Annotated in this window: 13 protein-coding genes; 1 reads left to right on the top strand and 12 read right to left on the bottom strand. The window is 61.6% G+C overall.

The features are described from left to right. The 3 genes from BLU17_RS30980 to BLU17_RS30970 all read right to left on the bottom strand — a co-directional run. The coding region (locus BLU17_RS30980) for a toprim domain-containing protein (protein WP_176929248.1) at positions 1-1,594 on the bottom strand (1,594 nt) is incomplete at its 3' end. Positions 1,595-1,691: 97 nt separating this feature from the next. Next, positions 1,692-2,069, bottom strand: a complete 378-nt coding sequence (locus tag BLU17_RS30975) for a hypothetical protein (RefSeq protein ID WP_092006208.1) — start codon at positions 2,067-2,069, stop codon at positions 1,692-1,694. Positions 2,070-2,095: 26 nt separating this feature from the next. Further along, complete coding sequence (locus BLU17_RS30970) at positions 2,096-2,341, bottom strand: Ogr/Delta-like zinc finger protein (RefSeq protein ID WP_092006205.1); 246 nt, start codon at positions 2,339-2,341, stop codon at positions 2,096-2,098. 339 nt (positions 2,342-2,680) lie between these two features. On the opposite strand from BLU17_RS30970, the gene BLU17_RS30960 reads away from it, so the two are divergent. Beyond that, on the top strand, positions 2,681-3,370 hold the full coding sequence (locus BLU17_RS30960; protein ID WP_218137057.1) for a LexA family transcriptional regulator: 690 nt from the start codon (positions 2,681-2,683) through the stop codon (positions 3,368-3,370). Here BLU17_RS30960 and BLU17_RS30955 read toward each other — a convergent pair. From BLU17_RS30955 to BLU17_RS30915, 9 genes are all read right to left on the bottom strand, one after another. Next, positions 3,330-3,995, bottom strand: a complete 666-nt coding sequence (locus BLU17_RS30955) for a recombinase family protein (protein ID WP_092006196.1) — start codon at positions 3,993-3,995, stop codon at positions 3,330-3,332. The genes BLU17_RS30960 and BLU17_RS30955 overlap by 41 nt on opposite strands. Further along, the gene (locus tag BLU17_RS30950; protein WP_245747097.1) at positions 3,988-4,443 is read right to left on the bottom strand and encodes a DUF6884 domain-containing protein; all 456 of its coding nucleotides are present in this window, start codon (positions 4,441-4,443) and stop codon (positions 3,988-3,990) included. The genes BLU17_RS30955 and BLU17_RS30950 overlap by 8 nt, the downstream gene beginning before the upstream one ends. A 160-nt stretch (positions 4,444-4,603) precedes the next feature. Further along, positions 4,604-5,641, bottom strand: coding sequence for a phage late control D family protein (locus BLU17_RS30945; RefSeq protein ID WP_092006193.1), 1,038 nt, complete (start codon positions 5,639-5,641; stop codon positions 4,604-4,606). Beyond that, the gene (locus BLU17_RS30940; RefSeq protein ID WP_092006190.1) at positions 5,638-6,066 is read right to left on the bottom strand and encodes a phage tail protein; all 429 of its coding nucleotides are present in this window, start codon (positions 6,064-6,066) and stop codon (positions 5,638-5,640) included. The genes BLU17_RS30945 and BLU17_RS30940 overlap by 4 nt, the downstream gene beginning before the upstream one ends. Positions 6,067-6,081: 15 nt before the next feature. Further along, complete coding sequence (locus tag BLU17_RS30935) at positions 6,082-8,544, bottom strand: phage tail tape measure protein (protein WP_218137056.1); 2,463 nt, start codon at positions 8,542-8,544, stop codon at positions 6,082-6,084. Between the two features lie 2 nt (positions 8,545-8,546). Beyond that, a complete protein-coding gene (locus tag BLU17_RS30930) occupies positions 8,547-8,666 on the bottom strand; it encodes a GpE family phage tail protein (protein WP_092006184.1) in 120 nt (39 codons plus the stop codon). A 32-nt stretch (positions 8,667-8,698) separates the two neighbouring features. After that, complete coding sequence (locus BLU17_RS30925) at positions 8,699-9,115, bottom strand: phage tail assembly protein (protein ID WP_092006182.1); 417 nt, start codon at positions 9,113-9,115, stop codon at positions 8,699-8,701. Between the two features lie 76 nt (positions 9,116-9,191). After that, entirely contained in the window at positions 9,192-9,701 is a 510-nt protein-coding gene (locus tag BLU17_RS30920; protein ID WP_092006179.1) for a phage major tail tube protein, read from the bottom strand. A gap of 27 nt (positions 9,702-9,728) precedes the next feature. Further along, positions 9,729-10,904: a phage tail sheath protein gene (locus tag BLU17_RS30915; RefSeq protein ID WP_092006174.1), complete on the bottom strand. Its 1,176-nt coding sequence runs from the start codon at positions 10,902-10,904 to the stop codon at positions 9,729-9,731. Between the last annotated feature and the right edge of the window lie 32 nt (positions 10,905-10,936).

Genomic DNA, 10,936 nt, shown 5'->3' with positions numbered 1-10,936 from the left:
CGGTGAAATAGCAGTCGGGGCCTTCGTTGACGGCGAGCTTGCCATCGCGCCAGGCGAGGCCGACGAAGTTCGCCGCGTTGCGTGCGCCGAGGTCGGCCGTGCGTTCGAGAATCGAGACCATGCGCGAAAACTCGGCCGGCTTCCAGATCGGGCCGAATTTGAGCCAGTGCGTGTTGTTGTGGAGCTGGTCATCGAGCATCACCTTGCGCACGAGCTTCGCGCCGTGGCGGGGGAGCTGCACGCTCGCGGCGAAATAGACGCTCGGTGCCTGGTCGGCATCGCCCGTCATGGTCGACGAGGCGCTCGCGACCGATACGCGCGAGAGCGACGCGATACGAAAGCCGCACAGGTCCGCATAAACCGGCGTCGGTGCGTCGGCTTCTTCCTTGTGCTCCATCTTGGCGATATAGCGCGTGAAATCGGCCGTCGTGCGATAGCGCCAGTACTGCGCGAAGTCGTGCGAGGGCAAATACACACGCCGCTTGCCGCGCGCCGTCGCGTCGCCAGGCAAGCCGGCGATCAGCCAGGGGTCGAGCTGGTCGAGCGCTTTCGCGAGCGCTTCGGCGCCGCGCTCCTTGAGATAGTCGTTGACGTCGTTGATCAGCTCGGCTTTCTTCTTCGCGCCGTCTGCGAGGTCTTTGATCCAGTCCGATTGATCGACGATCGACGCGGCGATGTTGAGCGCGGTGAGGCGCTCATAGATCAGCCAGCCGGCTTCCGGGCCGGGTCGGTGTCCTGCACGCGGCTTGCCTTCGACGATCGGCTCGTCGTTGTCCATGCAGATCACGACGTGCTTTCCGGCGAGAAACGAAAAGTCGATGTTTGCCGCGTTGCCGATGCCGCGAATCGAATAGGCGGCCGTGGCCGGCAGCTCGCACGAGTCGATCGAGAGCGCATTGATCGAGCTTTCGACGAGCACGACGCGCCGCGCGCGTTCGAGCTTTTTCGGGTCGGCCGTCCAGCCGATGCCGTCTTTCTCGCCTTGCGTCTGCGTCTTGACGTCGCCGTTGAGCGACGGGTCGATGAAACGCATGTCGACGGCCGAAACTTCGACGCCGTTGAGCGGCCGCACGATGAAAGCGGCAGCGGGGCCGCAATAGCCGACTTCGCCTTGCTTCCGGGTCGAGCTGGTGTAGTCGTTAAAGCCGAGCGTTTTCGCCTTGACCGCCGCCGCGATCGCAGGTCGCGCAATGCCGCGCACGTCGGCGAGATAGTCGATCACCTTGTCGGCTTCTTTCAGCGAGCGTTCGGCGATGTAGTCGAGCTTGGTTTTCTCGCGCGCCGGCGCGGTGTTGGTCGGCGTATCGAAAGGAATGCCGAAAGCCTCGTGCAAGTACTTCATCGCGTCCGACACGTTGCAGCCGAGCACGAACATCACCAGGTCGATGCACGAGCCGCCGTCGTCGCCGCTATGGTCTTTCCAGCCGGTGCCGTGCTTCGGGTGATTCTGGTAGATCGAGAGCGACGGGTGCTTGTCGGGGTGATGCGGCGAGTGATAGAGCGCTTTGTCGCCGCCCTTGCCTTGTTTCAGGCCGAGCCGGTCGGCGAGCTGATGCAGGTCGATACGGCGTTTGAGTTCGTCGATTGATGCCATCTTTTAAAATCGCGGGCGTGAGTTCGCCCGCCGCATGCTCAACGGCTCGCGGCAAGGCGTTAAATCAAGGGGGAGTTACAGCAGGTAGAGCGGGCGCTTATGCAGGTTCGGCGACGCCGTTCGAGAGCATCGCGCGCGTGCTCGGAACGGGCGCGCTTGAGAGCACAGGCGTCTTGACCAGGGCGACCAGCTCGGCGACCGTGAAGACACGCAAGCGGCCGGTGCCGAGGTCGCGAATGAAGACCGTGTGGCTTGTCGTGAGCGACGTGTCGAGATATGCCTTGCAGTTGCGCGACTCGTACTCGCCGAGCGCTTGCAGCGTGGTCACTTCGGCTTCACGTGCAGAAATCCCGAACGTATCGACCATGTGCTCGATACAGCGGTTGACGAGCAATGCCTTGTCATGTGCCAGGTGTTCGCCCTGATGGTCGGCGAGGTAGGCGAGCGCGGAATAGTGCAATGCGGGTGTCGACATGTCTGATCCTTTGTTCTTAGTTGGAATCAAACGAGTTGCATCTGTTGCATGACGCGCTCGCGCACATGCGGGGAAATAGGGAGCAAGACGGCAGGATCGGGCTTTGCGCTCGGCGACAGCGTGCGAACCGCTTCGAGCTGCGCGACATAGGAATGCGCGCATTCCGGGTCTTCGCACATAAAGACAATTTCACGCATGGTCCGAGAGAGTTCGCGTGACGTGCGTGCTGTTGCTCGGCCGTTGCAGTGTGGACAACGCAAGGTGATTCTCATGTTGTTTTCATCCCCGTTCGAGATAAGGTTTCCGCCCCCGGCCTTATTCCTTAACGGTCATTGCTTTCTATCGACGAGCGCGTGCTTTTATGGTTCGCTCGTAGGCTTTTAGTCCTTCGAGATAGATAATTCGGGCCATCGCCGCTTCGCTTCTCGAATCTCTTTCCGCAAGGTGTTTCAAAGCGTCGACTTCATCGGCACTCATGGGAATTGGTACGCGTTTCGCGACCGATTTGTTTGCGTTTTGACAGGGCATTTGTTTTCAAAATGTAACAAGACGTTCGAAAGTGTTACTGACTTTAATTATATCCCTTACTGTTGCCTAACGCACTTACTTTATTGAAATATTTAACCGTCGAAATGGAAGAAAAAAAAGTGCTTGTTCAAGCGATAGTCGACAGAATGAAAGAGGTAGTCGGCGTGACGAAAGACGTCGAGCTGGCCGAGGCGATCGGGGCGTCGCGTAGCCAGCCTGCCGTGTGGAAGATTCGCGAGCGCGTGCCGTTCGCCGAGTGCGTGAATCTCGCGGAAAAGTTCGGGGTCAGTCTCGATTGGCTTGTGCTCGGGAGGGGCACGCCAGGCATCGAGGAGCCGGAACTGGAGCTGCACGAGGGAAGCTTGCACGTAGACGGGGGCGACTACGTCGAGTTTCCGGCCTTCGACATGCGAACCTTTCTGGAGGCCGAAACGCCGAGTCAGGCAGTCAGGATGCCGCGCACCTGGCTACAGCGCGAGGGCATTGCAATCGAGGAAACGATCGCAATGCGTGTCGCGGGAAACAATCAGTCGCCGACCGTGGGTGATGGTGATGTGGTGCTCGTCGACAGGCGACCGCATGATGTAGACGGCATGTATCTATTGCGTATGGGCGACGGTCTTCGATTGAGGCGAGTGCAGCGCATGCACGGGGGCGAGCTGCACTTGCGAAACGACAATCCTATCTATGCGACCGATGTGATACCGGCGGATCAGGTCGACTCAATTGAATTCATCGGCTATTGCTACGCGCTTTTCCGGCACGTGCGCTAGGGGGCTTTGCCAGCTCTTTTTTCTCGGCTCTCCTGAGTGCGTTGTATAGCGTCGGCCGACTGACGCTATACCGCTCGGCAATCTGGGCCATCGTGATTACGGGGTCGCGCATCAGCGCACGTATTTCGGCGATCGCCTTGTCGTCGAGCGCAACAGGGCGCCCGCCATTGCGACCGCGAGCTCGTGCAGCAGTCAGGCCGGCTCGTGTGTTCTCGCTAATGATGTCGCGCTGGTATTGCGCCATCGCGGCCATAAATCCGAAAAACATGCGGCCTTGCGCGGTGCTCGTGTCGATCTTTTCCGAGAGGCTTTCGAACGCGATGCCGCGCGCGCCGAGCTCGTCGACGATATGCACCAGGTCGGCAAGCGAGCGGCCGAGCCGATCGAGCCGCCACACGATCAACGTGTCGCCTTTGCGCAGTGCGCGCAGCATGTTTGCCAGCTCAGGCCGAGCTGCAGCAGATCGCCCGCTCGCTTTTTCTTCGTAGACTTGAACACATCTAGCTCGCGCGAGCGCGTCGCGCTGCAGCTCTAGATTCTGGTCGACCGTCGACACGCGTGCATAGCCGATGCGCATGCCGCCGGTGACGATATCGAGAGTCCCCTTGTCGGCCGGATCACGCATCGCACGCCCCCATGTTGCGCAGATACGCGCCGAGCTGCGCGCGTTGATATCCGATGCCGCCGGCCGTTTCGGTGATCGTTGCGTCAGCATCAATCCCGCCGAGTCGCACGCGCCGGTCGAGCGCCGCGCGCATGACGCGCCGGTAGGTCTTTCCGCCGGCGAGAAAGATCGAGCGCACGCCGGCCGGCCATGCGCTCGCATCGAAGTCGGGCAGATCGGCAAGCATCTCGTCGGCGCGAGCGTCAGTCATGCGCAGCTCGTAAGGCTCGATCACGCGCTCGGCCGGCACGAATCCATGCAGTGCAGACAAGATGATCACGGCCGGCGGCTCGAATGGCACGTTCGCGCGAAACGTCGAATACATCACGCCTTGATAAAGGTCTATTGCCGGCGACGGCGTCGCCGCTTTCGTGGCCGAGCATGCCATCAGGATCAGGTGTTTTTGCATAGCGCGTTTTCTTGTTGTAAATAAACCCGCGTCGCGGGGGTTTCTGTTACATAGATTATTTTACGCGGTTTCTTTACACATCGGGGTGCAAAAAAGGGGCGCCAGGCGCCCCAAAGCCGAACAGCAAAAAAACGATCGTTTTATTGACGCGCCGAGCTCGTCACTTGCCGCCCTTGCGAAAGTGCGACCGGTGCCGGTCGGTGACAGGATCGCCATTCACTTCCAGTTCGAGCTGCGTCGTGTATCCGCCATCGGCGATCGTGTGCGTCACTTTCTTCGCGAGCCATGGCAGGGCGTCGATTTCTGGCTTGAATCCCGACACATAAACCGGAATCTCGGGGTAGAGGTCGGGCCGGCCGAGCGCAAGCGTATAGCTCAACGTCGCCTGGCTTCTCTGCGTGCGCTTGTATTCGGCCGTCGCCGCCGCGCGTGCGTCGGCTTCGGTCGCATACGTCTCGGGCAAAACCTTGATGCTGTGATTGTTCTCGCCGCCGATCACAACAGACTCGCGCTTTTTGCGGCCGGTGCCGTGATAGTGCGCGCGCACGCCGGCGTACTTCTCGCGCTCGGATATGTGATAGCGATGCTGGTCGCCGCTCGTTCGCTTAATGTCGAGTGAGTCGAGCGTCTTGCCGCTTAGGCTCGTGCCGTGTCCGATCGGCATGAAAAGCAGGTTGCTTTGCTTCACGTTCATCACTGCGTCGTAGCGCTTCGCGAGGCGCGTGAGAAACGACATATCCGACTCGTGCGTTTGGTCGATGTGCGCGATCGCGATTTTCGCGAGTGCATCGGCGATCGCCGGCTTGAGTCCGTGCCGGCCAGCGATGGTGCGAACGATCGCGCCGATCGTCTGTCCGTGCCAGCTCTTTTCGCGACGCTCGCCCATGTCCTTTGTCATGGATGCCGAGCGCGCGCGGATCGTCAGAATGTCCGGGGCGCCGCTGTGCTCAACTTCGTCGACGGTAAAGGTGCCTTTGTCGAACAGGCCGGTATCGGACCATCCGAACGATACCTGCAGCAGTTGCCCGCGCGAGGGAATTGCCAGGTCGCCTTTCTCGTCGTCGAGCACGATATCGAGCATGTCGGCGTCATCGCCGCGCGACTCGGAAACCGAGAGGCTTACCAGGCGCGGGGCGATCTTGCTCGTGAGGTCTTTGCCGTCGAGCGTGATCTTGTATTCGGGCGTCGGTTGGATCATGACGAGCTCGTGTCTTTCTTCGCCGTGGTTTTGCTTCGAATGAGACCGTCGTCGACGCGCATGAGGTTGAGCGTGAATTCGACGCGGCGAGGCGTGCCGTCTTTCTGTTGAAAGGTCTGCGCTTCGTCGAGCCCTTCGATCACGAAAGCGCCGTAGACGTTGCCGGCGCCGTCGACGAGCACATAGGCTTCGCCGGCGTCGGCCATCTTGCGCAGCTCGGCGAGCGAGTCGAGCGTGCCGATCTTGTTGTCGGGCGCGACGAGGCCGGTGAGCGTGATCGAGTCATCGCCGGGGCCGGTGAATTGCCGAGCTGCGCGCCCGCCGACGCGCGAGGTGCTCGGATGCTTCCAGCTCGTGCGCCGCTGCAGCTCGGTATAGGCCGCCGTCGACAGGCCGAACACGAATTGATCGAGCGATGCCAGCATGTCTTTCTCTCCTGGTTAATCGGTGAGCCGCGAGGCGCGTTGCGATTGCTTCTTGCGCTCGATTTGCTCGATCGCCTGGCGCACCTGGTCGGCGATCGCTTTCGGATCGGCGCCGGTGATGTTGAAAACGTAGGTGTCGCCGCCGGCGGGCGATGCTGCGCCGGCCGCGGTTCCGGCCGCCTGGCGGGCCGCGAGTGCCGGCCGGGTGTCGACGGCTATCCCGCCGGCGCCGAACGGCGTGCCGGCCGCATTCGCGGCGCCTGGTGCGGCGAACGTGGTCGCCGCGAGCGTCGCCAGGCCGACCGCCGCTTTCGCGACGCGCCCTTGCTCGGCTTCCATGCCGATTGCCGCGCCTTGCGTGATGAATCCGCCGAGCTCGCCGAACACGCGACTCGGCGAGTGAATGCCGAGCTTTTCCTTGAACCATCCGACCGTCGAGTCGGCGACGTTGGTGATCGCCGATTGCACCGCGCCGAGGCCGCTCGTAATGCCGTTGACGAGGCCTGAAACGATGTTCGCGCCGAATGCCGAGAATTGCGCCGGCAAGCCACTAAACCAGATCACGGCCGAGTCGAAAACCGCCCTGATGCCATCCCACAGGCCGGCGAAAAACGCCTTGATCGGCTCCCAATACGTATAGATCGCGACGGCCGCCGCCGCGACGGCCGCAATGATGCCGACCGCGACGCCGGCGACAATGCCGACCGTCGCCAGGCCGGCTGCGCCGATCGCCGTGAATGCGAATGCGATCGCGCCGAGCGGTGCGAGCACGGCTGCAACGACAACGAGCAAGCCGCCGATCACCGTCATCACGATCGCAATAACCGCCGCGACTTTCATGAGGCCATTCGCGAGCCGTGGATTCTCGCGTGCCCAATTCCCCATTTTTTGCGACATGTCGCCAAGCCATTCGACGATGCCTTTGACTTCGGGCGCGACGGCGTCGCCGAACGCGACGAGGCCGTTCGTGAAGGTGCCGCCGGCCGCTTCCCATAGGTTTTTGAGCGTGCCGAGCTGCTTGTTCACGCGCTCTTGCATCGAGGCCTGTGCGGCCATCTTGGCTTGCACTTCGTCATAGCCGGCTTTCCCTTTCTCGATCATCAGGGAAATCACCTGCAGCGTTTCGGCGTCGTCGCCGAAAATCTCTTTCATCACGCCGAGCCGCTTTTGCGTGTTGAGGGCTTGCAGCTTCGCGAACTGCGTGAACATGTTGTCCAGTCCGCCGAACTCGCCTTTGCCGTTCGTGAAGTCGAGTTTTTGACCGGGCGCGAGTTGCTTGTTTGCCTTCGCGACTTTCTTCGCATCCATGCCGAGCTGGAACACCTTGCGATAGGCGTTGCCGGCCGCGCTTCCTTCCATGCCAGACTGGTCAGCCATCACAAGCAACGGCGCGAGCGCTTTCGCGCCTTCGAGGCCTTTTTGCTTGATGGTATCCATCGCGGGGCCGAGCTTCGCGAAACCCTGCAGCATGTTGTTATCGTCGACGCCGAGCATGAACGCCTTTTGAATGACGTCGGTGAGCGACAGCATGTCTTTTTCGGTCGTGCGCGTCGCGTCCTGCAGTTTCGCCGTAAATTCCGCCGCTTCGGCTGGCGTTTTCTTGAGCTGCACGCCGAGATAGGCCGTCGCTTCGCCCATGCCGCCGAGGATTGCTTGCGCGCTGATGCCCTGGCGCGTCAGCATGGTCATCATGTCCTGAAAATCGGCCGTCGTTCCTGGCAGACGGTCGCCGAGTTTCATTGCGAGCGTGTTGATTTTTTCGAATTCTGGCGGGACAACGCCGCCGGCGCGCATCAGTGCGCTCGCGAGCTGCGTCGCCGAGTCTTCAGCCTTCGCATATTCCGCGACGGGAACGAGCGTCGCGGCGCCGAGAACAGCGCCGCCGGCCATCATGCCGGCTCCGGTACCGGCGAGCTTGCCGGCCGTCTCCTTCGTCTTGTTGAGCTTCTCGCGCGCTTCTCCGAGGCGTTTCGTGCGCGCGGTGAGCTCGGCGAGGCGGTTTTGCTGCGTCGTCATCGCGGCCGTCGTCGCCGAGACGCTCGATCGCAAGTCGCGCTCATGCTGCGAGAGGTTGCGTGTGTCGATGCCGGCGGCCGACAGGCGATCGCGCAACGTGCGCACCTTCGTTGCCTGGTCGTCGTGCGCCTGCGATAGCTTCGCGGCCGTCACCTTTGCGCGCTCGAACTCGGCACGCATTTTCTTCGTCGGCGAATCGGTCGAGTTGATCGCGCGCGCCAGCTCGCCGACGCGGGCTTGCGCGGCTTCCATGTCGCGTTTCGAGCCGACCAGGCCGCCGCGCAGCTCACGGAACGCGGCGACGTCCTTTTGCGCTTGCTGCAGCTTGCCGAGCTCGGTGCGCGACTCTTTCAGCGATTTCGCGAGGTCTTTATTCCCGTTGAGAATGTTGCGCAAGGGCTTCGTCGCACCGTCGATCATGTCGAACAGCACACGCAATTTGAGGTCGTTGCCGGTTGCCATCGTTATTCGCTTCCGTATTGCGAGCGCACGCGCGCACGCTCGCGCCAGTTCGCCAGATCGGCGAGGGTGAAGTCGGCCATATCGTGAGGCGTCCAGTGAAAGACGCTTGCGATATCGGCCATCGCATCTTCAACGTCGTCGGGTATGCCGTGCGTCAGCGTGCCCGATTCGGCAGCAAAAAATCTGCGAACGCCACCCCCATTTGCACGAGGTCGGCCGGGTCCATTTCGCGAATGTCGTGCTCGGTTAGCATGGGCGACGAGATACGCGGCAGCACTTTCGCGAGCGCGTCGACGTCCAGGTTGACGAGCGCGTTGAGCGTCGTGCCGCGCAGCTCGCCGGCCTTCGGCTTGCGCAAGGTGACTTGCGTGATCTTTTGCCCGTTGCGCTCGATCGGCGTGTCGAGCGCGACCGTGCCGCGCGCGAGCCATTCGCCGCCGAGCGGCGCGATCGCGTGCGTGTTGCCGGCGTCCGTGATGCCGTGCGAGTGCGAACCGATCGTGTCGGTGTTGATCGTGTGCGCGTGTGCGCCTTGCGGGGAAACGTTGTGTGCGTGTTCGGTCGTTTGCATGATGTTTTCTGTTCTGAGTTATGAGGGGTTGCCCGCCTGGCGCACCAGGCGAGCGGGGTGAGTCAGTGCGGCCGGCTTACAGGCCGATCGCGGTGCGGATCGCCGACAACAGATCGTCGCCGTTGACCTTCTCGATCATGTTGATCAGATCGATTTCGATGATCGTCTCGCCATTGATCGACAGCTTGTAATAGCTGCATGCGCTCGAAACCTTGAACGCGTTTTTCTCGCCAGACTTCGCGGTGCCGAAGTCCATTTCGGTATGGCGGCCGCGAATGACAATTTCGACCGCGTCGGGCGTCGCGTTGTCTTCGGCCTGGTAGGCGCCGGCGAAACGCAGTTGCACGCCGTCGTGCGTGAGCACGCCGTATTGCGTGAGGATCGATTTCATCAGGCCGCCGAACGTCAGTTCGATCGTGATGCCTTCCTGACCAAAATCGAGCTTGATCGGGCCGTTCATGCCGCCGCCGCGATAGTCCTCCGTCTTACGCGTGAGCTTCGGCAGGGCGATTTCTTCAACTTGCCCGACGTAGCTTTCGCCGGAGTTGAACACGTTGAAAGCCTTGAGAGTCTTCGGCAATGCCATGTTTTATTGCTCCTGGTTGATGCCTGGTTAAGCCGTGACGCCAGCGGCGAAATTGGCGAGGTATTGATCGGTGATGCGCTGGTTGAGCACGAGGTTTTCGAGCGGGGGAACCGGCGTGTAGTCGTAGTCGATATACAGCTTGCCGGCCTTGAGCGATTCGACCGTGTTCTCGGCCGGGTCGTACCAGGCTTCGCCGCCGATCAGATAGCCGTCTGCGATCAGTTGCCGGAATTTCGCGTTGATGCTCTCGATCATGTCTTTCACGAGCGAGGGGTGCATCGGCTTGTCGACGTACTGCATGTGTGCGTCGGCCATCGTGTCGGCGAGCACTTGCGCCGTGCGCGTGTAGTTCTCGAACGCGAAAAGCACGTCATCGCTGCACGTGCGCGAACCCCAGAAGCGCAAGCCGGTGCCGGGGTTGATCAGCGTCGTGATGTCGTGCTCGTTGAGATAGCCGGCGTCGGTGTCGGGGTCTTGCAGATCCCAGTACACATCCTTGCTGATGCCCGTGACGCCGTTGACGCCAACGTTCGAGAGCGTCTTGTGCCAGCCGGTTTCCTCGTCAATCTTGGCGCGCAAGCCGAGCGCGTAAGCCGTCGCCGGGACCGTGACGGATGCCGTCGCGTCGGTATCGAACGCGATGAAATCCGGCCAGATCACCATGACTTCGCGTTGGCTGAACGTCTCGCGGTAGGTCTGCGCGGCTTCCTTCGTCTCCGCACCATTCGCCGACACATAGGCAAAGCCGCGCAGCGATTGCGCGAGCGAGGCGAGGGCTACGGCGACTTCCTGCGTATCGAGCAGCGGGGCGCCGAGAATGCGCGGCTTTACGCCGAGCTGGGCTTGTGCGGCTTGCAATGCCTTCATGCCGGTGTACTTGCCGCCGGCCGTCACGGTGCCGATCACGTTCGCCGACGTCTCGGCTTCCGTGTCACCTTCCGCGACGCGCACAACGATCGTGACCGGCTTGGTCTGCGCGCCGATCGCGGTAAGCACCTTTTTCAGCGTGCCCGTCGTGCCCGCCTTGCCGAGTGCAGACACGACGTTGGTGATGAGCACGGGCGTATCGAGCGGGAAAACCGTAGCGTCGGCGTCGTCGCCGGTCACGACAACGCCGACGATCGCCGTCGACACGGTGCGGATCGGGCGCGTACCCTGGTTGATTTCGACAACGCGTACACCGTGGTTGTAGTCCTGGGGCATGTTCTATTGCTCCGATTAAGGTGAGGTAAAAC

Origin of the sequence: Paraburkholderia lycopersici, from assembly GCF_900096975.1 — a bacterium.
GTDB classification, from domain to species: domain Bacteria; phylum Pseudomonadota; class Gammaproteobacteria; order Burkholderiales; family Burkholderiaceae; genus Paraburkholderia; species Paraburkholderia lycopersici.
The sequence above is the reverse complement of the archived record's forward strand: the minus strand, read 5'-3'. Positions and strand labels throughout refer to the sequence as shown.

What these genes read in the sequence shown, in the direction of transcription:
- BLU17_RS30955 (WP_092006196.1), bottom strand. Translation starts at nt 3,995, where the DNA reads ATGCGTGATCCGGCCGACAAGGGGACTCTCGATATCGTCACCGGCGGC.
- BLU17_RS30925 (WP_092006182.1), bottom strand. Translation starts at nt 9,115, where the DNA reads ATGCAAACGACCGAACACGCACACAACGTTTCCCCGCAAGGCGCACAC.
- BLU17_RS30935 (WP_218137056.1), bottom strand. Translation starts at nt 8,544, where the DNA reads ATGGCAACCGGCAACGACCTCAAATTGCGTGTGCTGTTCGACATGATC.
- BLU17_RS30930 (WP_092006184.1), bottom strand. Translation starts at nt 8,666, where the DNA reads ATGGCCGATATCGCAAGCGTCTTTCACTGGACGCCTCACGATATGGCC.
- BLU17_RS30970 (WP_092006205.1), bottom strand. Translation starts at nt 2,341, where the DNA reads ATGAGAATCACCTTGCGTTGTCCACACTGCAACGGCCGAGCAACAGCA.
- BLU17_RS30950 (WP_245747097.1), bottom strand. Translation starts at nt 4,443, where the DNA reads ATGCAAAAACACCTGATCCTGATGGCATGCTCGGCCACGAAAGCGGCG.
- BLU17_RS30915 (WP_092006174.1), bottom strand. Translation starts at nt 10,904, where the DNA reads ATGCCCCAGGACTACAACCACGGTGTACGCGTTGTCGAAATCAACCAG.
- BLU17_RS30920 (WP_092006179.1), bottom strand. Translation starts at nt 9,701, where the DNA reads ATGGCATTGCCGAAGACTCTCAAGGCTTTCAACGTGTTCAACTCCGGC.
- BLU17_RS30975 (WP_092006208.1), bottom strand. Translation starts at nt 2,069, where the DNA reads ATGTCGACACCCGCATTGCACTATTCCGCGCTCGCCTACCTCGCCGAC.
- BLU17_RS30945 (WP_092006193.1), bottom strand. Translation starts at nt 5,641, where the DNA reads ATGATCCAACCGACGCCCGAATACAAGATCACGCTCGACGGCAAAGAC.
- BLU17_RS30940 (WP_092006190.1), bottom strand. Translation starts at nt 6,066, where the DNA reads ATGCTGGCATCGCTCGATCAATTCGTGTTCGGCCTGTCGACGGCGGCC.